The sequence below is a fragment of the Clostridium sp. genome (assembly GCF_051650885.1).
Taxonomy (GTDB): domain Bacteria; phylum Bacillota; class Clostridia; order Clostridiales; family Clostridiaceae; genus Clostridium.
Genome location: NZ_JBOFRG010000183.1, coordinates 1 through 24,735, shown reverse-complemented (window position 1 = coordinate 24,735; position 24,735 = coordinate 1). Strand labels below are relative to the sequence as shown.

Here is a 24,735-nt window from a genome sequence, read left to right as displayed (position 1 = left end):
AAGGCTTTAGGGGTTAAAAGCAATTAACTCCGAGTCTGCACCTATCACTAGATACAGAGGGCTTTCTGTTTTAAATCTATACTTCTATACGTATTTGTATAGTTTTGTTTAAATTTGTTGTAACAGTTTAGTTACCCATTCCTATTGATGCTATATATTTTGCTTTTTCTTTGAATACAGAAAATATATTTTTAGATGTTAATGCCCCTATACATGAAACTATTCCTGCTGTAAGCATTAAGGTACTTATTTCAATTTTATTAAAGCCTAAGCTACTAAAGTATTCTTGTCCATAAAAGAAAACTATAGTATTAAAAGTAAATACTGCTGGAAAGTAAATTAATATTCCTCTTATCTTCTTATTTTCTTTTAATATTTCTATAACCTTCTTAAAATGATTTTTTATTGATATTTTTTCTTTTTTCTCTTTTTCTCCTTTTGTCTCTGTAAACATAAATGCTGGTATAAGAGTTATTAAAGACATTAGTATTCCTACTATATATAGGTAAGTGTAGGAATACTCCGATAAAATCCCTCCAATAAATATACCAATTCCTGCTGATAATTCTATTATAAAGTTTAATCTGCTACTAACCTTTAAATACTTTTCTTCCTCATTAAGATTTTTCAAACTATCATATACTAAAGCTTCTTCTGCTCCTGAGTTTAAGTTATATCCAAAAGCTGAAACCATAAATGCTAAACAAAATCCAAACAAACTGTTTGCAAACAGCATAATAATTCCTGCTATAACACTGCACACTCTTCCATATATAATAGATTTTTTTCTTCCAAACAAATCTGCTAAAGCTCCTGATGGCACTTCAAACAAAAGACTTGATAGATGAAATACACCTTCTGCTATTCCAACATCTATAAGGCTCATTCCCCTGTAAATCATATACAACACCCAAATTGCACTGGTTACATCAAAGTTTTTAAGAAAACAATAGAAATAATCTATAGTTACATTTTTTCTTAAACCTTCATTTTTATTATTTAATTTTTCTTTTAATACACCTTTCATTTTAAAACAGCTCCCTTTATTTTTTTGCATATAAAAAGAACATAGATAAGAAATCTTCTTAAGCTATGCTCTATCACAGGAACTACTTTAATCTATATTTAGACAAAATTCTTAATGATTTTCTCTAAAAAAGGGTATAGTAGTCCTGTGAAACATTAAAATTGCTGTTTTCGACAATGCACTACAACTTAAAACTGGCTTAAAACCCTTATTGAAATCATTCATCATTTTGCCCTCCTTTTATCTTTTTCTATATTTTACCATTAATTTTATTAATGTGCAATATTAGACCATTACCTCAAATATTTTCTTACTTCCTAAGTCATATTCTAAATTTAAATATTCCTTATTTTTATTGAAATTAAAAATCAAAAGATATCCTCTTTCTAATCCTTCTATTTCTAAATAATTCTGAAGTTGAATAAGTCCATTTCTATGTGCTACCTCTCCATGCCATATCTTTGTTTCTATAACATATTTATGTTGATTATAAGAAATTACCACATCTAATCTTTTTTCTTCAGATATTTGGACTTCTTTGTAATCAAATCCAACACCATTTATAATAGGCTTTATAAATGCTAAAAATAAAAGCACTCCTTGTCTCTCTAAAAAATCCACATCTTTTGTACTATAATTTTCTTTCATGAATTGCTGAAAGCTTAGTAAAACCCTTCTCATATTTAGACCAGTGCCATCTACAAATTTTTCTTTAAAATTATAAGCTATCATTTTATTATCATTAACTCTTGATACCATATAATTATAAATAAATTCTTTTAAAATCCTGTTTGACACATTTACTAGACCTTCTTTATTTTTAATCAAGTACCCAAAAACTTCTCCAATATCTATAACAGGATTACTGCCATTATAGACTTTAGGCACTCCAAGGATTAGGATAGAATATATATATTCAAACAGTTCTTTGTTATTTTCTAAATTTTTTATTAAATCATCAAACAATGTATTTTTCTCGTCTAACAGTAATTTAATTGCTTTTAATACATCATTTGTAGTCCATCCTCTTTTTTTCTCTTTAACTAAATCTTCGTCTATTATTTGACATACTCTTGATACTAAAAAAGGATATCCATTTGTAAACTTATATATTATATTACTTATCTCTATCTCATCAAATTGAATTTTTTTGTCTTCTTTATATTCTTTTAACATTGAAGATATTTCTTTTTCATTAAAGCTCATGTCAACATTAAAGTTAACTGCTATGTTCCATGGGGAATTATATCTCTCATCTTGCCCTCTAAATTTGAATTTTAAATTTTTTATATCATAAACTCCAGCTAGAATCACTGATTTAAATGTTGTTTTTTCTTTAGATGTTCTTGATAGATATAATGATCTTAGCATTCCTAAAAATTCAACAAATAATATGTTATTTGCGCCCTTGTCAACCTCATCAATTATAAGAATAACATCCTTTTTCTTAGTTATTTCTTGTATTACTTTTGAAACTTCTATTAAATTGTTTGCAAGAATAAAGTTTTCACCAAGTTCCTCATTTATACTGCTTACGAAGTAATTTGAAAATTCTTTTTCTGATTCAAATATAGACCCAAGTCCTTCAAAATTCAATTTTAACACTTCATATCTTGTTTTTAATATTTCTCTTAAAATATTTAAAGTTGTAGTTTTTCCATATTGTCTTGGTCTATTAATCACAAAATACCTATCTTTCAAAATAAGCTTCATTATATTTTTCAGTTTATCTGAAATATCAACCATGTAATGTTCTTCCTTATGACACATTCCTACAGTATTAAAACTCTTTTCTTTTTTTTCTTCATGAAAAAATTCAGAATAATCCATATTTTCACCACCTTTAGCTATATCTTATTTTAGTTTATATTTAAAATTCTTTCCACATATTTTTATTTTAATCAAGAAAAATCAGCCTTCTTTACGAAAGCTGATTTCTCTCTTTACTTTACTTTTTGAATAATTTTAAAGGTATCTATTTTAATTTTTAAAATAGGCTTATTTATGCTTTTTCTTGTTCTACAGCCTCTTCTTGTACTTCTTTATCTCTTCTTGCTGCTACAAGTACAAAAGGAATGTAAATTATTATATCTATAACTAACAATATTATTGCAAGTGCTCCACCTTGCCATGAACGTGTACCTAAAATAGCACTTAATACTGGTGGTACTGTCCAGAATACTTCAACTGTTGGGTATGGAACAAGTCCTCCTAACATTGTGAAATAAGTTATAGTTGCATTAATAAGTGGTGCTATAATAAATGGTACCACATATATTGGGTCTAAACAGATTGGTAGACCAAATATAACTGGTTCATTTATATTAAATACTCCTGGTGCTATACCAAGTTTTGCTATCATTTTTTGTTGATCACTTGATTTCTTATGAACTATAAATATAGCTGCAATAAGACAAATTGTAAGTCCTGAACCTCCCATATTACAGAAGGAATTTAAAAATTGGTCATTAATTATATATTTAGGTGCATGTCCAAGTTTTATAGCATCCATATTTGCAATAGTTAATGGGAATAATACCCCTTGTACAATTGGAAACATCATATTTGAACCATGTAAACCAAAGAACCAAAGTACTTGTATTACTATAATAAGTATTAATACACCCCAAAATGAACTAACTACTCCTTGAAGTGGTGTTTGAATCCATTTATTAAATAATGCTGGTAATATCATTCCTGTATGGAATTTTAAATAAATTTCTTGAATTATACCTGCTCCTCCAACTACTATCATTGTTGGGAATAATGACGCAAATGATCTTGCAACTGCTGGTGGTACACCTTCTGGCATTTTTATAATTAGTTTAGGGTTTCCAAGTAAAAGACACATAAGATCTGATACTATAAGTGCTATTACTATTGCAAGTAATAATCCATCTGTACCTATAAAAGGAACTCCTGTTTTTGTTCCTACATTAACTATAAATAAAATCAAGATTCCAACTGCAACTACTCCAACTGCTAATCCATCTTTTCCTCTACTTCTAGTTAAATGATATGATATTGTGAAACATACAAGAAGGGCCATAACTCCATATGAAGCATTCCATACGTCTCCTCCCCATCCTTTCCATCCTTCTCCAAATATACTACTCATAAAATTCACATAGAAATGTGCATCTGTAATATTATTTACAAGTATTCCAAGTGCTCCAATCATGATTACTGGGATGATTGTTACAAACCCATCACGAATCGCTGCTAAATGTGGTTCTGCACCAATTTTAGAAGCTACTGGAACTACGTGTTCTTCCATAAAAGCAATAAACTTTTTCATTTGTGCTTCCTCCTTATTCTTTTATAACTACTTATAATTTCCTTTGTCGTTTTACTTTTTTCGACACTTATTACTAAAGCATTTTTTATGCCAACTTTAATTCTATTTAATTTTATCCTTTAAACCCTCTATTTATCTTATTTTACATATTCTACACATATGTAAAGCATTTCATCCCACACTTTTACAAAGAGTGTAGTATTATACTTTTTATTATTTTTTATATAGAAACTTTTCGTTAATTATATTTACATTTTATACTTTCTTATCTCTGTAAACGATTTTAAATATGGTTTTAATGATTTTTTATGTAATACATTTATTTCTAATTTGAGTCATTATTAACATTTTTTTATTTTGCACACTATCTTTTATCACACACCTTAAAAGATACACTATCTTATTACTATAGAAATTTTTATAGGAGTGATTTTTATAAAAACTATTAGTCTTTGTGTAATAACAAGAAATAATGAATCTACAATAGAAAAATGTTTATCTTCTGTACAAAGTTTAGTACAAGAAATAATTATAGTTGATACTGGCTCTACTGATAATACACTAGCTATTTGTGAAAAATTTAATGCAAATATTTTCTCGATTCCTTGGGAAGATAATTTTTCAAAGGCAAGAAATACAGCTTTAAATCTTGCAACTAAAGATTTTATCCTTGTTTTAGATAGTGATGAGTTTCTACCTCCTGAAACCTGTACAAGAATTAAAAAAAATTTAAACGAACGAGATTGCAAAGCATATTCTCTTCTTATAAATAATCTTAATTCTAATATTCCGATGAATCATGGATTAACTAGACTTTTCATTAATGATAAAGAGATTTATTTTGAACATAGAATACATGAGCAAATTGACTGGAGCTTTAAACGAAAATATACAGAAGAAAATTCATATTGTTTTACTGATATGATAATTTATCATACTGGTTATGATGTTTCCCAGGATAATAGTGAAAAGCTTAAACGAAATTCAAAAATTTTAAATAGCTACCCTGATGAGGAAAAAGATGAATACTATTACTATCTTATTGGTCGTGAGCAATTCTTCTCTAAAAATTATAAACTTGCTTTAGAAAATCTTTCAAAAGCTTTTGTTGATTCCTATAAAGTAGAAGGCCAACTTAAGTATATTTTTCTACTAAAGCTTGCTTGTTATAATTCATTAAATATGTTTGATAATACTATAAAAGAAGGTTTACGTGCCTTAAAAAGCGATCCTAAATTTAAAGATGTATATTATTTTCTTTATGTAGCTTACCAAAATTCAAATAATCCAATACTAGCATATCAAAATCTTGTAGGCTATAAATTCACAGAAAATAATGATATTTTTTATCCTACAATTGTTAGTATTTCATCAACTGATTTAGACCTTTTAATTTTACGGTATAGTACTCTATATAAACCCCTTTAAAATTAATAATGTAGTAACTGAATTTTAGTTACTACATTATTAATTTTATTTTTTACTTTAAATAGCTTTTTTTGGGAAACTTATTTCTATTTTTTTAATTTCCAATAAATTTTCCTTTTATTCACTTTATTGTTTGCTTCCTCTAGTATAATATTTACATATTGAAAATAAAGGAGTTATACAAATGAAAAAAAAGAAACTTTCACTAATTATCGCAACTAGTACTATTGCTTTTACAACTTTAATGGCTAGTCCATCTCTTGTTTCTTTTGCAGATTCAACAAATACAGTTAACCAAAAAGAAGTTAATGTGCAAAATAAACAAAGTTCTAGTACTTCAACTACTACTCAACAAACTAAGGTTTCTAAGGATAAAGCTAAACCTCAAGAAAGTTTTGTATCTTCATCTAATGTAGTTACCTCTCCCACAAAAAAAACAAATATAGAGGATACTAAAACACAAGCTAAACCTACTAAGCTTGCTACTCAACATAATGATTACATAGGAAGTGGAACTATAAATAAATATACTTATATCCAAAGTGGCCCTTCTTGGACAAGCACTACTACAGTAGGTACTTTAAATGTAAATACTAATGTAAACATTATTTCAAGAAAAGATGGTTGGTACCAAATTCAAAACGGAAACTCTACAGCATGGGTTTTAGGAAACAGAGTTACTACTTCTCTTAATACTGAGAAATTTCCTGTTTTAAATACTGCTGTTGTAAACTTTTCTTTAGGATATACTTCAATTCAAAGCGGTCCTTCTTGGAATGACGATTATATGGGAACTTTAAATAATGGAGTTAAAGTGGATATTACTGGGGAAGCAAATGATTGGTATAGAATCTCTCTTCCTTCAACTGGACAAATTGCTTGGATTTTAAAATCAAGAGTAAATATTCTTAATAAAGATTCTATTGGAACTGGTAACATAGCTTCATATACATATGTTCAAAGAGGTCCTTCTTGGAGTGATTCTACTGTAGGTAGTTTAGATAGAAGTACTCCAGTTTCAATTTTAGCTAGAGAGCATGGTTGGTATAAAGTTCAAAGTGGAAATACTACTGGATGGGTTTTATGTAATAGAATTAATACAAGCCTTAATTCTACACAATTTAAAACTACAGCTACTGGATACATAGATTTCCAAGATAATACTCATACTTCAGTTCAAAGTGGTCCTTCTTGGAATGATGATTATGTTGGTCCTTTAAATAATGGAACTGTTGTAAAAATAACTGGTGAATATAATGGATGGTATAGATTAAATAATGAATCTACTTTATCTATTTTAAACCTTAATCCTAATGCTCCCGTTTGGGTTCCTAAAAGTAGAGTTCAACTTTTATCAGGAAATACTAGAGGTGATGGTGCTATTAATACTTACACTTATGTTCAAAGTGGTCCTTCTTGGACAGGCACCTCTACACTTGGAAGTCTAAATAAAACTGATATTGTAGCTATTTTAGGAAAAGAACATGGTTGGTTTAAAATTGCTTATAAAAATGGAGTAGGATATGTTTTAGCTAACAGAATAGATTCTTCTTTAAATCATACAATGCCTGCTAAGTCTACTGGATATATAGACAATGGTACTGTTGGGTATACTTGTGTTCAAAGTGGTCCTTCTTGGAATTCAGATACTTTAGGTGATTTAAAAAATAGTGTTAAGGTTTCTGTTGTTTCTTCTTACAATGGCTGGACTGAGATAAATTATAAAAATTCAACAGCTTGGATTCCTTCTAGTAGAGTTTCAAAAACTATCCCTGTTATTGGAATTGGTACTGGAACTATAGACTTCACTGGTGGTTCTTATACTTATGTAACAAATACTTATTCTTGGGATGGACAAGTATTAGGAACGCTTACAAATGGTTCAAAAGTTAATATCCTTTCTAAAAAAGCTGGATGGTATGAGATTGAATATAATGATGGAAAGGCTTGGGTACTTGGAAACAGAGTTAACACTAGCTTAAACTGTAATCAAAAATCTATAGGAACCTCTTATATTAATAATGGATATGTTGGTTATACAAATGTCCAAAGTGGTCCTTCTTGGAATGATGATTATATGGGTGCCTTAACTAACGGTGCAAAAGTTTCTGTTGTTTCTTCTTATAACGGATGGACTGAAATAAACTTTAAAAACAGTACTGCTTGGGTTCCATCAACTAGATTAACTGATGCAAACCATATTTATTCAAATGTTCAATATGATACTACAATGGATAATTATATTGCAAAGGAAACAAAAGAATATATGGCTACTATGGGATGGAATAATCTATCAACAAGCCAGTTAACTTCATTAACTAATGAAATAGCACAAGCTGTAAATCCTAAATATGCAAATACTGATTTACAATTTTTAAGAGTAGATACTTTTAGAAATGTTAATGAACAAGCTTTTGCAAATGTACTTAACGGAAAAGGTGTTCTTTCGGGACAAGCTCCTGCATTTATAGCAGCTGCAAAGAAATATAATATAGACCCAGTTTACTTTATGGCTCAATCAGCTCTTGAAACAGGATGGGGTACAAGTCACTTTGCAAAAGGTATAACTATAAGTGAAGTTGCAGATATGAATTCACCAATATATGAAAATGGTGTACTTACAGGATATAAAATGATTCAATTAGCTAAACCTGTAACAGTGTATAACTTATTTGGAATAGGTGCTTATGATTCACAAGCTGGTTTCCCAAATAAAACAACTATACTTGGAACAACTTATGCATATGATCATGGATGGACATCAGTGCCAAGTGCAATTGATGGGGCAGCAGCCTTCCTTTCATCACATTATATCCATAACACAGTACTTCCACAAAACACACCATATGAGGTTAGATATATAAATTCAATTGAATATATGTGGCATCAATATTCATCTGATATACAATATGCAGATACGCTAGGAGCTATAATGTCTAGATATAAATATCTATATGATGCAAATGATAGCTTTAAGTTTAACATCCCTGTATTCAATTAATTATATTTTTTAAAAAGTCTACTATTTTAATTTTAGTAGGCTTTTTACTTTTCCCCTTTCCCTTAAAAAGGATTATTTTTTGATATTTATTCTTATACAAGCCTTATTTGTAAGTTTTTTTGGAATTTAATTACTTAATAATAGATTTTTTTTGAACTTTAAGTTAACTTTTATCTTTTTTTCTTAATTTCTTTATTTTTCTTGTATAATATCTACTATCTTACAAACCAAGGGGGATTTATTAAATGAGAAATCAAAAAATATCATTAGGATTAATTATTTTTTCTGTTATTATTTTTGTTACGCCTAACTTAATTGCTAGGGCTGACTCTCTAATACATGTTAATTCAAATAGTACTTCTAGTGATACTTCAGTAACTACATCAAAAGTAGTTTATTCAAAAACTAAGTACCCCGGTACTTTAAATAACTATGTAAAAGCTGAAGTAAAAAATTATATGAATATTAAAGGAATAACAAACCTTTCTGATACAAGTCTTAATGATTTAACAGACAAATTAACTAAAGCTATTGATCCTAAATATGCGGATACAAAGCTAGAATTTTTAAGAGTTGATAAATTTAGAAGTGTTAACAAAGAAAAATTTAACTCTGTTCTTAAAGGAAAAGGGATTTTAGAAAATCAAGCCTCAGCCTTTATTAATGCAGCTAAAAAATATAATATCGATCCTGTTTATTTTATGGCTCAATCTGCACTTGAAACAGGCTTTGGAACTAGTAATTTTTCTAAAGGAATTACTATAAGTGAAATTGCAGATACTAATTCACCAATCTATGAAAATGGTGCTCTTATAGGTTACAAGATGATTCAATTAAAGAAACCTGTGACTGTGTACAACCTTTTTGGAATTGGTGCCTATGATTCTCAAGCTAGTTTTAAAAATAAAACTTTAATTCTTGGAACAACTTATGCTTATAACCACGGTTGGACAACAGTTCCAAAAGCCATTAGTGGTGCTGCTAAGTTTCTCTCATTAAACTATCTACACAACCCAAAATTTCTACAGAACACACCATATAAAATTAGATATATTAGCTCTACATCAAATATTTGGCATCAATATTCTTCAGATATAAATTACACAAATTCTTTAAGTTCAATAATGAATAAATATAAATACTTATATAATTCAAATGATAAATTTATATTTGATATACCAACCTTTAGTAAATAACAAAAAAATCCTTTGCTAATTCTGCAAAGGATTTTTATTATTTTCTATAATGATATCCTAACATATAAATATATACTATAGATTTTATAAACAAATTACTTAATCCAATTCCAAATAAAATTCCAGTAATTACTCTCTTAAAATTATTACTTTCATACTTCGTTTTTAGTTGAATTATTCCATCTATAATCATTGGAATCATGATTATAATGTCTATTATAATATTTAATTTAAATACTTTATAAAATATACATGAAATTATAATACCGATTAACTCCCCAGTACATCTTGCACAAATTGGGAATTTTCTATTTTTAAATATAAATGATCTATCATCTCTACAATGGCATCCAAAAATCCTTGGTAACCACTTATACATCCAAATCATAAAAATTAGTAAAGTGATGTACTACTTACGCTTGAGCCTAATATTCCTAATCCAAATATTAATGCATAAAATACTACTATTATAATAACTCCAACTAATGCACCTATACCTGCTGCTTTTCCTGTTTTAGGTTTTGAGTCTTTCCATACTAAGAACAATATTAATCCTACGATTGGAATACAACATCCTAATAACCCCCAACCAAATCCACCATTATCATTAGCAGCTTCAATTTTTGTTGGTACTCCACAATGAATACATACAACTGCTTTATCATCAATTTCTTTACCGCAATTTTTGCAATACATAAAAAAATCCTCCTCTTTTCTGTTCACTTAGCCTATAGCTAGTGCCATTTTAACATAAATTTTTTTATGTTGAATTTAGACTAAGATTTATTTACTAGTCAATCATATAACCGACTAATAATTTATTAGTTCATTCTATATTTAACTACTACTTTAGTTAAATATAAATTTTCTTTTTTATTAAATAAATAAAAAAGAAGAGTGTCTAATTAAATACTCTTCTTATAATTATTCTATTTCCATAGTTTCTTGTTCTATTTTACCTAATATCTTATTTTTTCTTATAACTCTATTGGACTACAACCATAAAGGTAATAGTTCTAACTTCATTTGGTAATATAGTTCCTATATTAATTCCCATTTGCGGATTACCTCCACTTATAGTGTTACCATCTAAAGTAACACTATTTGGTACAAAGCTTGTCCCATTTGGGATAGTATCTTTAAATATTAAGTTACTACCATTTATATTTCCTGTATTTTTTATTTCTATTGTATAAGTTATTGTTGCTCCTATAGTTGCAAAAAATTTATCAACACTTTTATTTATACTTATATTTATAAATTTTATATCTGTCGAAACTGCATTACTTGTAGCACTTACAGGTATCTGTATTGTTCCATTTGAAATACTTACAGTGCCATCAAATCCAGCTATATTTACAAGTGGATTTTCTGGTAACGTATCTGTAACTATCATTTGATAAGTTATAGTTGATACGGACTGTGCAAATATCTTGTTTGGTAAGCTACTTCCAAGTGCATTATAAATTATACTAGCACCATCTTGTTTTAATGTACTAGAAACAAGACTTCCATTTGTAGGAATTGTATCTTTAAATATTCCATTTTCTATATCATATTTACTTTGATTATCTATCACTACAGTATAAGTTACCGTCTCCCCTACTGCTACACTAGTTTTATCTACAAATTTTGTTTCATTTATTTTTACATCAACAATAGTTGTATATGCAAAGTTAGTTTCTCCTGTTGAATTTACCAAAGTCACTCCATCTGGAGTAAAATCATAATTTACTATAGCTTTGTTTGCAAATAATGTGTCTCCTGTCACTCCACTATCTATATCTACTGTAAACATTACTGTTATTAATTGATTAACATTAATATCTGGCAGTGTTATTCCTGTCGTTATATTTCCTGGATATGGACTTCCATTTAATAAAATCGAATCGCTTACAAATGTTAGTCCTGTTGGAAGAGTATCTATTAAATTAACATTTATACTTGGAACACTTCCAATATTTTTAAATATAAGTGTATATACTAGCTTACTTCCAGCTGTTGCATATCCCTTATCTACACTTTTTTCTATTGGATTTATAGTTGCTGCATTTAAGTCAGTTAGCACACCTAAAAAAGATACTCCAGCCCAATCACTTGCATTATCTTGTTTTAAAACAACTGTACTATCTCCATTTTTTAAAATTGTATTATTTGATATTACTGTTTGATCTGCATAGCTTGCATAGGCTCCAGATTTCGGTGGCATTAAGGATCCTATCGTCTGAAGTGCAAGACCTGTATAATCAACATAATTACTATTCATAAAATCGCCTACTGGATTAAAGGGACCTGATAACTTAGTTCCATTTAAAAGTAAAGAATCAGAATATCCTGAATCCCCTTGAACTGATGCTAAATATACCTTTACATTTACCGGTCCTGTAACCGGTGTTACTAAATTACTTATTGTAACGACCTCATTAAAACCTGTTGCTGTTACATTTAAATTTGCATTTCTATATGGGAATTTTTTATGTGCATATAAAATATACACTCCCCATCCACCAAGACCATTACTTCCTCCAGTTGCACCTGTTGGAACCCCTGTTATTTTATATTCTCCATATTGATTGTCTTGCATTATACTAGTTATTTCTGCACCATGGGTAAATTGTCTCCATCCACCATTAAAAACCATATTATGAGTTGGATCTGGTGTTACTTGTACTACAGTTCCATCTGGTTTTTTAAACGATATTGGTAATGTATTTGCAAGTGTTTCTTGTGCAGGTGTTATCATTGGATAATATGCTGTAGACCAAACTAAAAATGCATATTCCACTGTAGAGTCTTTTGGAATTATACTTTCTAATGGATTCCACTGAACCCATCCACCACTATTTACACTCCACGATGCACTTGTTGAACCATAATTGTTTGGTAATGTTGATACAACTGTTCCACCTACATTTGTAAATGGTACAATAACTCTTAAACTATTTGTTGATAATGGTGTTCCAAAAAAACCTACTTCATACCTTCCATTTTTATCTACTAAACTGTTAATAATTGCCACATTTTTACCCTCCTTCACTTTCTCCTCCTTTATTTTATTTTTCTAAGGTATGTAACGTTCTTAAATAAATAAATAAAAAAGCTTTTTTATAGATTATATTCTACAAAAAAGCTTTTTAAATTATCTTTTATTATCTATAATATTTTGAATAAGTGGTTTACATCTACCACATCCTGTTCCTGCCCCTGTCTTTTCTCCAACTTTCTCTACTGTATCAGCTCCATCTTTAACTGCATTTACAACAGATTCTAATGAAACCTTTTTGCATCCACAAACACTTCCTAAAATTTCTTCTATCTGAGGGATACATCCTCCACAACCTGTTCCTGCACCTGTAGCTTCCTGAATCTCTTCAACAGTTCTAGCACCATTTATCATAGCCTTTCTAATATCAACATATGTTACACCCATACAATTACATATAACTTTATCTGCACTCATTTTTTATTCCTCCTAAATTATAATCATTATTATATTTATAGCAATTAGCTTAAATATATACTATCTTATTATTTACTATCTTTTTATTTTTACTAATATTCTTTTATCCAATTATCCTATTTAATTCTTTTAATGGTTATATTTTCTTATTTTATAAAGCTAACAGTTCCTTCTCTTTTTTCTGTTTCTTTTGTATTTTGAACTTTTTTATGTCCTAAAACTAATCCATGCATTGGTTTAAACCCTTCTGGTATATTTAGTTTTTTCTTAAACTCTTCTCCTCTATCACTCATAAATAATAGTGTGATAAATCCAATCCAGCATCCTCCAAGTCCTAGACTTTCAGCTGCTAAAAGAATATTTTCACTAGCTGCCGCTACATCAGATTGAACCGTCATAGAGTCTTCTTTTCCTGACACTATTATTCCAACTGGTGCATTGTAAAACACATGATATTTTTCATTATTTGAAACCTTCTTTATAAAATCATCACTATGTTCTTTATTCATATTTTTAGTTTCAGTACTTAACATATCTAAAATATCTTTATTTGTGATTACGGTAAAATGCCATGGTTGCATATTGTGTCCACTTGGTGCACTAAGTCCTGCATCTATGATTTCTTTTATTATATCTTCATTTACAACCTCCTCTGTAAAAACTCTTGTACTTCTTCTGTTTTTTATTGCTTTTATAACTTCATTCATTTTAAAAACCTTCCTTTGTTAAATTATTTTTCTATTTTATTATTACTATTAATGGCTTAAATTACTCTCAAACTTATATTCGTTCGAGTACGAACTTATTGCTTAAAACAAAATACTTAATCTCTTAAGTATTTTTCTGCATTTAAAAGAGCCTTAAATATATTTTCTTTAAAAATATATTTATCATCTTTAAATCCTTCAAGTATAATATTTGTAAATTCCTCTTCATATGAATCTAGCTTTTCTATTATATTAAAGGCTTTTTCTGTTAATCTTAAATATACTGTTCTTTTATCTTCAGGACAATCTATTTTTTCAATTATTCCTAAATTAACATACTTTACTACTATATCTGATAAAGACGACTTAGATATCCCCCATGTTTTCCAAACTTCATTAAAAAGCATTTTCTCTTTTGTATGGGGTAATATATAAAAAAGTCTTATATGATTTCTTAAAATAGGTAAATTATCATTCTTTATTTTTTTATCAATAAATTTATCTGATATTTTACTAATTTCATTTATATTTCCTATAATACATTTACACTCCATAAATCTTCCTCACATTTCGTTCGTCTACGTACAATTTATCACTATTTAAATTTTTTGTCAAGTAATTTTATATTACACGTACCTTAAAAGTTATGGTTCTATTAATGTTTGGAAAAACTTCTCCTATATTTATTCCTGCACTTGGACTCATTCCAAATTTAGTTTGACCATCTATTGTAAAACTATTTCCTATAAACTCTGTTCTTATTGGAATAGAATCTTTAAATATAGTATTTTCCCCTATTACATTTCCTATATTTTTAAGAACTAAGGTATAAGTTATAATATCTCCAATACTTGCATAATTTTTATCTACTGCTTTTGAAATCTTTAAATCTATATATGCAATTGTTGTTACTACTATATTTGTAACTGAATTTACATTCATAGAAAAATCTCCTGAAGGTATTGTAACAACTGCTTTAAACTCTGCTGAGTTTAATATAGGATTTTCTATAATTGTATTTTTCACTAATGCTTTATAGCTTATTGTAGAATTTGCATTTTTTAAAATAGTGTTTGGTAGAATCATATCATTTTTATTGTATGTGAATTTTATTCCATCTTGGGTAATTTCATTTCCAATAATATCAATATTTTGTGCTATTATATCTTTAAAAACTAAATCTTTTATATCATATTCCCCTAAATTTCTAACTACTATTGTATATGTTAATATCTCATTAAGCTTTGTAATTCCTTTATCTACAAATTTTTCTGACTCTATCTTCATCCTTACTATAGTTGTACTTACAACATTTGTCTTATTTTTCTCATTTACTAATGTTCCATTTGAATCATAATTATAATCAATATTTGCTTCATTTAAAAACAATGTATTATTCAGTACATCAGCTCCTACACTAGCTTCAAATGTTAGTGTAAATCCTTCATTTGGATTTATATTTGAGATAGTAACTCCCTTTGTAATATCTCCTGAATTAGGGCTATTATTTATCTTTACTGAATTATTTACAAATGCTAATCCTACTGGAAGGGTGTCTGTAACTATCATATCTTTAATTGGTACACCAATATTATTAGTAAATGTAATTGTATAGACAATCCTATCCCCTGGAGATGCATAATTTTTATCTACTGCTTTTTTAACTGGAATAACAACATCAGTTAAAATCCCTACAAATGATACACCTGCCCAATCACTTTTATTGTCTTGTGTTAAAACAACCTCAGTATCACCATTTTTCAAAATATCACTATTTAATATTACAGTTTGATCTGCATAATATCCATATTCACCACTCTCCTGTGGTAATAAAGATCCAATTGTTTGAAGTGCTAACCCTGTATAATCAACATATCTATCATTCATAAAATCTCCAACTGGGTTAAATGGTCCAAATAGTTTCGTGCCATTTAACAATAAAGAATCAGAAACTCCCCTATCTCCTTGAACAGATGATAAATATATTTTTACATTTACAGGCCCAACTGTTGGCGTAATTAAGCCACTTACTGTTACAGTTTCATTAAATCCAGTTGCCGAAACATTTAAATTTGCATTTCTATATGGAAAACTTGGATGTGTATATAAAATGTATAACCCCCATCCTCCAAGTCCCATGCTTCCACCATAACGTCCCGTTGGAACTGCTGTTATCTTATAATCTCCATACTGATTGTCCTTCATTATACCTGTAATATCTGCACCATGAGTAAACTGATGCCATCCAACATCAAAATCTAGATTTTTATCTGCATCTGGCATTACTTTAATAGTACTTCCATCAGGTTTTATTAAATTTATAGGAACTGTATTTGCCGCTATTTCAAAAGGTGGAACTACTGATGGATAATAAGCAGAAGACCAAATTAAAAAAGCAGCCTCTACTGTAGAACTTTTAGGAATTATAGATTCCATAGGATTCCAGTTTGCCCATCCTCCAGTATTTTGATTCCAAGTGTTAAAAACAGAGCCATAGGAATTTGGATTTGTAGATATCACTGTTCCACCAACATTTGTATAAGGCGCTATTACATTTATATTCTTAGTTCCAAGAGGAGTACCGAAAAAGCCCATCTCATATCTTCCATTCTTATTAAAAACCGTATTAATTTTAGCCATACATCCTCACTTTGTAATTATTTATATCACTTCATTTTATTCTAAGCTTTTGGAATTGGAAATTAAAATTTAAAATTTGAAAAGATTTTTAATTTTAATTTTAAAATTAAGAATTGACGATGACTCACTAGCAAGTCCTTTGACATTGAAGTTTTGAAATAAAAAAAAACGAATTGGCAAAACCAATCCGTTTTTTCTTAATTTTTAATTCTTAATTATTAGCTGCTGCCTCTTCTGCCTCTGCTGCTGCTTGTAATTTTTTATCTCTATCTGCTGCAATTATTACAAATGGGATGTAGATAAGAATATCTAGTATCATAAGTAATAATGCAAGTACTCCACCTTGCCATGAGTTTGTTCCTAAGATACCACTTAAAATTGGTGGTACAGTCCAGAATATCTCAACTTGTGGATAAGGAACTAAGCCTCCTGCCATTGAAAGATAAGCAATAGTACAGTTAATAAGTGGTGCTAAAACAAATGGTACAACATATATTGGGTCTAAACATATTGGAAGACCAAATATAATCGGTTCATTAATATTAAATACTCCTGGTGCAACAGCAAGTTTTGCAATAATCTTTTGCTGTTCACTAGATTTTTTATGAACTATAAATATAGCAATAATTAAACAAATAGTCAGTCCTGATCCTCCCATATTAACAAAGGAGTTTAAGAACTGGTCATTTATAATATATTTTGGTGCTTCTCCAAGTTTAACTAAATCCATATTTGCTATAGTTAATGGGAAAAGTACTGCTTGAATTATTGGGAACATCATATTTGCTCCATGTAATCCAAAGAACCATAGTAATTGAATTACTAATACAAGTATCATAACTCCCCAGAATGAGCTTATTATACCTTGAAGAGGTGTTTGTATAAACGTATTTATAAGTCCTGGGATAGTCATTGTATGTAGCCATGTGATATGATTTGCTAATATTATAAATATCTCTTGAATTAAAGCTCCACCCCAAATAACTATCATAGTTGGGAATACTGATGCAAATGATTTTGCAACTGCTGGTGGAACTCCTGCTGGCATTTTTATAACTAGCTTTGGATTCCCAAGTAAAACACACATTATGTCTCCTACTATTAAAGCCACAGCTATAGATAAAAATAATCCATTAGTTCCAAGGAATCCTGTTCCTTTAGCTAAATCACCAATTAATACGATATAAACACCAACTGATGCAACTCCTGCTGCAAGTCCATCTTTACCTCTACCTTTAGTTAAGTGGTAAGAAATAGTGAAACAAACTAAAAGAGCCATAATAGCATATGAACCATTCCATACAGATCCACCTAATTGGTGCCATCCTGGTCCAAATACTGACTTCATAAAGTTTTGGTAAATATCAATGTGAAAATTGTTAACTAAAATTGCAATGGCTCCAGCCATAATAATTGGAATAATCGTAACAAATCCATCCCTAATTGCTGCTAAATGTGGTTCTGCACCAATTTTAGCTGCTATAGGAACAACATGTTCTTCCATAAAAGCAATAAACTTCTTCATTTGTAAACCTCCATCAATTTATTCAATTTTTAAAGTAAAGTTTAGGGTCTCCCCCAAGTATATTATACTAGCAATATCTATGCCAAATTAGAAAACATCAAAAATTAAACTAAATTTAATATGAAATCGATTATCTGCTACCTTTTCACGAATTACACACTTCTCCACTTCCTATCCCTCTTTATTTTTTTACATTTTAGAAATTTAATACCCTTTTTATTAATATATTTTAACTTTTAAAAGCCTATTTTCCTTTTTATCATTCATTAAATAAAAAAAGATATGTATTTTTATTTAATAAAATACATATCATTCATATTTTACTTTTTACACACTTCAATTAACTACCACTTTAAATGTAATAGTGTGAATTCCAGTCCCCGTAATATTTCCAAGTGCTATTCCAGTTTGTGGATTCTCTGTCGTTCCTACTCCATCTAATTGCACTGAGTTAGTTATAAAAGTTGTTCCTACTGGGATTGTATCTATAAACTTAACATTATTACCTGTTAAATTTCCTACACTATTTATAGCTATAGTATAAGTTATTGTATCTCCTTGAAATCCACTTGTTATATCAACTGATTTAACTGGATTTATAAAAGGTGCTATTGGAGTATTTTTTATAGTTACTACTAGAAAGTCTCCTGTATTTAAAGGGATTGTTGACCCAAGTGTTACTCCTGTAGGAATAGATCCCCCTGAACAAGCAAATCCACTCATTGTAATAAATTGAGTTCCTTCTCCTACATAAGCTGGACATGGTAAGTTTGTAGGATAATGATCTACTTGATATATAGCTTGGTCGCTTGAAAACCTTAATTGTTCCCCTGAAGTTGATAAGGTTGCCTCTGCATCTGTAAAATAAAATGAAAAGTCTGGAATTGTATCTCCATATCTATCTTTAAATGTTATATTCTGAATTCTAGCATTAACATTAACCCCTGCTCCATACAAAGCACATCTTCCACCAATACCTGTATATCCCAAATTCCCCATAGCCGCCCCACTCCATGTAGGAATAGCTGTGCCTGATAAACTTCCTGTTCCTGTTGCACTTAAAGAAAATGTTAATGAAACTCCCCCTCCAACTGTTAATGAGATTATCGTTGTAGGGGTGGCTTGACTTACAGTAACTCCTGTAAAATCAATCCATCCAATAGCTGATGCTAATTTGAGCATTTAATTTTTCTTTAAAATAATTACTGAGAAGTTTACTGTATTTATTGTATTAGGATTTAAATTCCCAAGGTTTACTCCATTTTGGATATTAGCACCTGCTAGGTTATTTCCATTAAAATACACTGAGTTTCCTATAAGATTTGTTCCAACTGGAATGGTATCTTTAAATATCATATTTTCACTTACTATATTTCCAACTGTTTCAATTTTTATTGAATATGTTATTGCATCTCCATAGTCTGCATACTCTTTATCTACATATTTTGTTATGAATACATCTAAATATTTTACATTTGTTTCCACTACATTTGTATCTGTACTGCCTGAAAAAGTTTGCTCTCCTCCACTATAGTTATATAAAAGTGTTCCCTTATTTTTATAAGGGCTAATTTCAAATATTGATGTTACCTTTGCTTTAAATGTTATTGTTATAGTTTCATTTACCTTTAAAATTGTTGGGTTTATCTGAATTCCTGGAGATATTGGACTTCTGTTATCATTTACTCCATTTATAAAAAGACTTCCATCTACAAAGGTTGTTCCTTTTGGTGGGTCATCTAAAAAAGTTAGATTTGTTACATCTATAACTCCAGTATTTGTGTATACCAATGTATATGTTAATATAGTGTTTAATTTAGCATTTTTCAAATCAACCTCTTTTGTTCCTGTAACTGTTGGTCTCGCTCCTATATCTGTAAAAACTTCATTTGATGGATATTTTAAATTTGGTGTGCTATTTACAAGAGGATAACTATAATCTATTATTCCACTATTTAAAATCCTATTTACTATTGGAATTGTTACAGCTGCGATTACATCAAAGGTTATTGTTGTTACTGTATTTCCTTTTATAGTTCCTACATTTATATTTGGAATATTTTCACTTGTAGCTACTCCATTTATTTTTATACTTCCATCAACAAATGTAGCACCGACTGGAAGAGTATCTCTAAAAATTGTGTTTATAGCTTCATTCGGTGAAGTATTTGGAAGTATTATTGTATATCCTATTTTTTCACCTTGAAATGCAAAAGTTTTATCTACTGATTTTATAGGTTTTATATGTGGAACTATTGGAATATTAGTTATTTTAACTTCTAAAAAATCCCCTGCAAATAGAGGTATTGTATCATTTAAAATTTGTCCATTTGGAATAGAACCACCTGCTATATTTGCTATAGTTACTAAAGTCTCATATCCTGTTAAATTTCCAGTACTTCCTGCCCCCATCTTTTCAGTTACAAAAAGCCCTTCATTAATAGCTCCAAAATATTCAACAACTTCACTTTGAAGTCCATCACTTGTTCCTGTAGTTATTGTAGTCATTGTTCTATTTCCAATTACCATTAATTCAAATTGATCTTTAGAATATAATCTGCCCTTAACTTCTTTACTCACTTTTAGTTGTTGAAGACTAATTCCAAGTGCCATAGCCTCCCCACCACCTCTTGTAAAAAGTGATGCTACTATATTATTCGGTGATGTTGTTTGAAAAATTCTTGAATTATAAGAATTTCCAGAGCAAGGTGCGTTTGTCCATCCAATGGTTATAGTATTTGTTCCATCTCCCACCATAGTTGGACATGGAAAATTAGGAGGATAAACATCAACTTGATTTATGGTTTTATCACTCTTAAAACCTATCCCTTCAGCAGCAGTCCAAGTTGCCTCTGCATCTGCTATATATAAGGCATAATCTGAAATTTTATTATTAAATCTATCCCTAAAAACAAAATTTGCCATATGAATGTCAGTTTGTCCTGTTCCATTTCCATGTATTGCAGGTTTTCCACCAATATTTAAGTAACCTTTAATCCCCATGGCAGAACCACTCCACGTTGGAATTACATCAGTTCTTGTATTTAACCCTTGTCCACTTGTACTTATATCAAAGCTAATCGAAAACCCCCTAGGTAACGTATATGTTAGAGGAATCGTGTCCACAGGTGGAGTTAATGCTATTGTTCCTAAATCAATCCATCCAATTGCATAAGCAAGCTTCCCCGTTCCAGGAGTTGCATAATAGATACCAGCCAAAAAAATCATTCCTTTTAAATTACTATCTATTATTCTATGTTTTCAAATAATTAAGAGTTAAAATTTTCTCATCTCAAAATAAAATAAACCTAGTAAAATTTTCACTAGGCTTATAGCTTAACTCTTCTCTTATTTTTAACTAGGAATTTCTTTAACTAAAATAACTAGCTCTTTTTAAATTTCTACTGTTTTAGCACTTACCCCTTCAATACTGTTTAACTCATCTTTAAGATTTATAATTTTTTCAACTTCATCTAATAATTGAAGCAAAATTAATCCATCATTTGCACACTCTGTTCCTGTTGCCTCATGAAGACCAAGTCTTACTTTAATTATACATCCATGCTTTGTTAAAACCTCTTGAACCTTTGGTGCTACAAGATTTCTTGGTGCAATTCTTATTGCCATAATATGAATCATAATAACTCACTCCCTTCCTTAATACAATTTTCCCAAAACCGTAAAAATTTATGCAAGTTATTATTCTTCATTTATATAGAGATTATTTTTCTTTTTTAATTAATTTAACAACCTCATCCTTACCATTTAAATCTTCTACAACTAAATCGAACTTATCTAAATTCTCAAATTTACTTGCCTCAAACGTCATTTCAACTATATCTTTTCCATCTACTATTCCCATATTTGCTATTCTCTCACTTCTATATTCAGTCCCTTTTTTATCAACTAATTTAACTTGTGATATTATCGTTTCATCTACTGGTATATTTATCCTAAACTTAACTTTTAGCCCTGTTGCCATTCCCTTTGCTTCTATAACTTCTACTATATCATTTTCTTTATCTACAACGTAATTCACAACTTCACTATTTACCATAGCTTCATCTAATTTAATATTTAAATTCCAATTTCCTGTTAAATTCGCTATTTCATTAGTTTGCAGATTTAGCTCTTTTATCTCCTTTAGATTTCCCTCTGATGAAGCTAACATTATTTCAAAAAATATATTCCCATTATCTATATCTGTGACATCAACTGCTTCATCTCCTCCAGATATTAACCAAACTTCTTTTCCCTTCTCATCAATAACAGGCTTTCCTCCTCGCCCTTCATTCTTGTCATAAAATTGTAGCACTCTTTCCTTATCATCCTTTATATTAAAAGTATTAATACTTGCTTCTTTTTCAACATATTCAAATTCTTTTATCTTCTTAATATCTTCTGATGAAAGCTTAAATTTTAATTTAATCATAGTTGGATCAGCAACTGCATTTATTACCTCTAATCTTATTCCATTACTTTCACTATATACCCCTTCTATGTTTTGCTCATAACCATTACTAATAGCTGTTTGTACCCCTTTATATCTTCCATTAAAAATTAACTCTTTTACCTCTGCAAGAATAGGACTACTTAAAGTTATACTTCCAATAACTACAGCAGCTGCTATAGCTACACTTTTCTTATTAAATAAACTTTTTTTCTTCATATCTTTCCTCTCCATAACTCTTATAATGTTAAATGCTTCTTCTTTTTTATTTTTTACACTCATAGGTACTACTTCTTCTTTATTTAATAAATCTTTTATTTCATCATCCATATTTTTATGCATGCTTATTTACCTCCCCATTATTTTTTAATAATACATCTCTAAGATATTTCTTTCCCCTTAATAATCTTGATTTTATAGTGCTTTCATTTTCATTTAACATCTCACTAATTTCTCTTGTGTTAAACCCCTCTACGTAATATAAATTTAAAACTAATTTATGGTCACTCCCTAGTTTTTCAAAGCATTCATCAAACTCTAATCTTCCATCAATATCTTCTTCATAAGCCTCTTCCTTTGTGTATTTTTCAATAAACACAATATTTCTATTTCCTTTAATTATGTCATTACATTTATTAATCAATATTCTCGTTAACCAAGTTTTAAAGTACTTTGAATTCTTTAGCTTATCAATACTTTTATAAGCTGATAAAATAGTTTCTTGAATGGCATCACCTATATCATCTTCATTATTCAATATTGCTTTCGCTGTTTTATATAAAGCTAATTCATGTTTATTAATTAAACTAATAAATGCTTCACTATCACCCTTTATAGCTTTCTTAATTAAAATCTCCACACTTTCTCTCCCTTTTGTTTATTTATTTTGTCTTCTATCTATTAGACCTTCAATTTCATCATTTAGATGCATCTACATTTAATTTTATTATCGAATTTTTTCATTAAATTCTTCAATTTAAAGTTTTTCAAATAAAAAAAGTGCCCTTAGAGACTTCTCTAAAGACACTTTTCATTAAATCTAAATTAATGTAATTGTTAGGAATCCTAACACCATTACTGCAATTAAATTTACATCTATTTCCTTTGATAAAAGATATTTTCTGTCCTTTTCCATAATTAAAACTTCTTCATTTGCACTTCTTGTTCCATTATGGTCTATAGAAGTCCATAAATCACTAGTGCCACTCCCCATTAAAGATACTAATCCAATAATCATAGCTATAATTCCTTCAATAAACAAAACATCTTTTATGTTTACACTTAATACACTGCTTATAGCTATTCCTAATAATAATACTAAAATCATTCCCATTCCTAATGTAATAAATCCTTTTTTAATGTTTAAATTCCTCATAACTGTAAGCTCCTTTCCTTCTTTATACTCCTATTGTATTCCCTTTATTTGTAAAAATAAACCACTTTTTCCATGAAATAAGGATGATTTTTTAAATTTGTATTTCTATCATAAACATTCGATTTTCTTTGATAGTTTACTACTTTTTTAAATTGATAATTGATAATTTGAAATTTAGAATTAAATTTGAAATCCTAGGGGATTTCTTTTAAATTCAATCTTATAATTTGGTAATTTATTCAAATTAAAATTTTTATGTGTTATACTATTTTAAAATGGGCATACTATTATGTATTACGTTTATATGAGGAGGTTATATTATGTATAATCAAGAAAAAGATACTTCTAAGGAAGTTAATCCAACTCCTAGCTTAGTTGTTGAAAAACAATTACAATCTAGGTCTATAATAATTTCAGGTGAAATCAATCAAGCTTTAGCTGAAAAAGTAATATCGCAACTTTTAATCCTTCAAGAAATGGGTAACTAAACTGTTACAACAAATTTAAACAAAACTATACAAATATGTATAGAAGTATAGATTTAAAACAGAAAGCCCTCTGTATCTAGTGATAGGTGCAGACTCGGAGTTAATTGCTTTTAACCCCTAAAGCCTTATGACCAAAGCGA

General features: G+C 29.1%; 21 protein-coding genes. 4 read left to right on the top strand and 17 right to left on the bottom strand.

Annotated features, from left to right (window positions below; genetic code table 11):
• Positions 1–127 precede the first annotated feature (127 nt).
• The 3 genes from ACRC28_RS09050 to ACRC28_RS09040 all read right to left on the bottom strand — a co-directional run bounded on the left by ACRC28_RS09050 (position 128) and on the right by ACRC28_RS09040 (position 4,325).
• On the bottom strand, positions 128–1,027 hold the full coding sequence (locus ACRC28_RS09050) for an MFS transporter (RefSeq protein ID WP_438543125.1): 900 nt from the start codon (positions 1,025–1,027) through the stop codon (positions 128–130).
• 285 nt (positions 1,028–1,312) lie between these two features.
• On the bottom strand, positions 1,313–2,857 hold the full coding sequence (locus ACRC28_RS09045; protein WP_438543124.1) for a GxxExxY protein: 1,545 nt from the start codon (positions 2,855–2,857) through the stop codon (positions 1,313–1,315).
• A 172-nt stretch (positions 2,858–3,029) separates the two neighbouring features.
• Positions 3,030–4,325: a PTS sugar transporter subunit IIC gene (locus ACRC28_RS09040; protein ID WP_438543123.1), complete on the bottom strand. Its 1,296-nt coding sequence runs from the start codon at positions 4,323–4,325 to the stop codon at positions 3,030–3,032.
• 426 nt (positions 4,326–4,751) lie between these two features.
• Between ACRC28_RS09040 and ACRC28_RS09035 the strand changes: the two genes are divergently transcribed.
• From ACRC28_RS09035 to ACRC28_RS09025, 3 genes are all read left to right on the top strand, one after another.
• Entirely contained in the window at positions 4,752–5,753 is a 1,002-nt protein-coding gene (locus ACRC28_RS09035; RefSeq protein ID WP_438543122.1) for a tetratricopeptide repeat-containing glycosyltransferase family 2 protein, read from the top strand.
• A 184-nt stretch (positions 5,754–5,937) separates the two neighbouring features.
• Entirely contained in the window at positions 5,938–8,754 is a 2,817-nt protein-coding gene (locus tag ACRC28_RS09030) for an SH3 domain-containing protein (RefSeq protein ID WP_438543121.1), read from the top strand.
• 245 nt (positions 8,755–8,999) lie between these two features.
• On the top strand, positions 9,000–9,950 hold the full coding sequence (locus ACRC28_RS09025; RefSeq protein WP_438543120.1) for an N-acetylglucosaminidase: 951 nt from the start codon (positions 9,000–9,002) through the stop codon (positions 9,948–9,950).
• A gap of 37 nt (positions 9,951–9,987) precedes the next feature.
• On the opposite strand, the gene ACRC28_RS09020 is transcribed toward ACRC28_RS09025, so the two are convergent.
• The 14 genes from ACRC28_RS09020 to ACRC28_RS08955 form a co-directional block, all read right to left on the bottom strand.
• Entirely contained in the window at positions 9,988–10,329 is a 342-nt protein-coding gene (locus ACRC28_RS09020) for a DUF2085 domain-containing protein (protein ID WP_438543119.1), read from the bottom strand.
• Between the two features lie 14 nt (positions 10,330–10,343).
• On the bottom strand, positions 10,344–10,646 hold the full coding sequence (locus ACRC28_RS09015; protein WP_438543118.1) for a zinc-ribbon domain-containing protein: 303 nt from the start codon (positions 10,644–10,646) through the stop codon (positions 10,344–10,346).
• A 289-nt stretch (positions 10,647–10,935) separates the two neighbouring features.
• Positions 10,936–12,969, bottom strand: coding sequence for a hypothetical protein (locus ACRC28_RS09010; protein ID WP_438543117.1), 2,034 nt, complete (start codon positions 12,967–12,969; stop codon positions 10,936–10,938).
• Positions 12,970–13,089: 120 nt separating this feature from the next.
• Positions 13,090–13,410 carry a (2Fe-2S)-binding protein gene (locus ACRC28_RS09005; RefSeq protein WP_438543116.1) on the bottom strand — a complete coding sequence of 107 codons (321 nt, stop codon included), beginning with the start codon at positions 13,408–13,410 and terminating at the stop codon, positions 13,090–13,092.
• 146 nt (positions 13,411–13,556) lie between these two features.
• The gene (locus ACRC28_RS09000; protein WP_438543115.1) at positions 13,557–14,117 is read right to left on the bottom strand and encodes a nitroreductase family protein; all 561 of its coding nucleotides are present in this window, start codon (positions 14,115–14,117) and stop codon (positions 13,557–13,559) included.
• 116 nt (positions 14,118–14,233) lie between these two features.
• The gene (locus ACRC28_RS08995) at positions 14,234–14,671 is read right to left on the bottom strand and encodes a winged helix DNA-binding protein (RefSeq protein WP_438543114.1); all 438 of its coding nucleotides are present in this window, start codon (positions 14,669–14,671) and stop codon (positions 14,234–14,236) included.
• Positions 14,672–14,738: 67 nt separating this feature from the next.
• Positions 14,739–16,757 (bottom strand): hypothetical protein, encoded by a 2,019-nt coding sequence (locus ACRC28_RS08990; RefSeq protein WP_438543113.1) that lies wholly within the window; start codon positions 16,755–16,757, stop codon positions 14,739–14,741.
• 211 nt (positions 16,758–16,968) lie between these two features.
• Positions 16,969–18,282: a PTS sugar transporter subunit IIC gene (locus ACRC28_RS08985; RefSeq protein WP_438543112.1), complete on the bottom strand. Its 1,314-nt coding sequence runs from the start codon at positions 18,280–18,282 to the stop codon at positions 16,969–16,971.
• Positions 18,283–18,618: 336 nt separating this feature from the next.
• On the bottom strand, positions 18,619–19,464 hold the full coding sequence (locus ACRC28_RS08980; RefSeq protein ID WP_438543111.1) for a DUF11 domain-containing protein: 846 nt from the start codon (positions 19,462–19,464) through the stop codon (positions 18,619–18,621).
• Positions 19,465–21,510, bottom strand: coding sequence for a DUF11 domain-containing protein (locus ACRC28_RS08975; RefSeq protein ID WP_438543110.1), 2,046 nt, complete (start codon positions 21,508–21,510; stop codon positions 19,465–19,467).
• Between the two features lie 165 nt (positions 21,511–21,675).
• Complete coding sequence (locus tag ACRC28_RS08970; protein ID WP_438543109.1) at positions 21,676–21,921, bottom strand: hypothetical protein; 246 nt, start codon at positions 21,919–21,921, stop codon at positions 21,676–21,678.
• Positions 21,922–22,003: 82 nt separating this feature from the next.
• Positions 22,004–23,074, bottom strand: coding sequence for a DUF4179 domain-containing protein (locus tag ACRC28_RS08965; RefSeq protein WP_438543108.1), 1,071 nt, complete (start codon positions 23,072–23,074; stop codon positions 22,004–22,006).
• Positions 23,067–23,591, bottom strand: coding sequence for an RNA polymerase sigma factor (locus ACRC28_RS08960; RefSeq protein ID WP_438543107.1), 525 nt, complete (start codon positions 23,589–23,591; stop codon positions 23,067–23,069). Before ACRC28_RS08960 ends, ACRC28_RS08965 begins: the two co-directional genes overlap by 8 nt.
• A 180-nt stretch (positions 23,592–23,771) precedes the next feature.
• Positions 23,772–24,107, bottom strand: a complete 336-nt coding sequence (locus ACRC28_RS08955; RefSeq protein WP_438543106.1) for a hypothetical protein — start codon at positions 24,105–24,107, stop codon at positions 23,772–23,774.
• Between the two features lie 320 nt (positions 24,108–24,427).
• On the opposite strand from ACRC28_RS08955, the gene ACRC28_RS08950 reads away from it, so the two are divergent.
• Positions 24,428–24,595: an ATP-dependent Clp protease proteolytic subunit gene (locus ACRC28_RS08950; RefSeq protein ID WP_438543105.1), complete on the top strand. Its 168-nt coding sequence runs from the start codon at positions 24,428–24,430 to the stop codon at positions 24,593–24,595.
• Positions 24,596–24,735 lie beyond the last annotated feature (140 nt).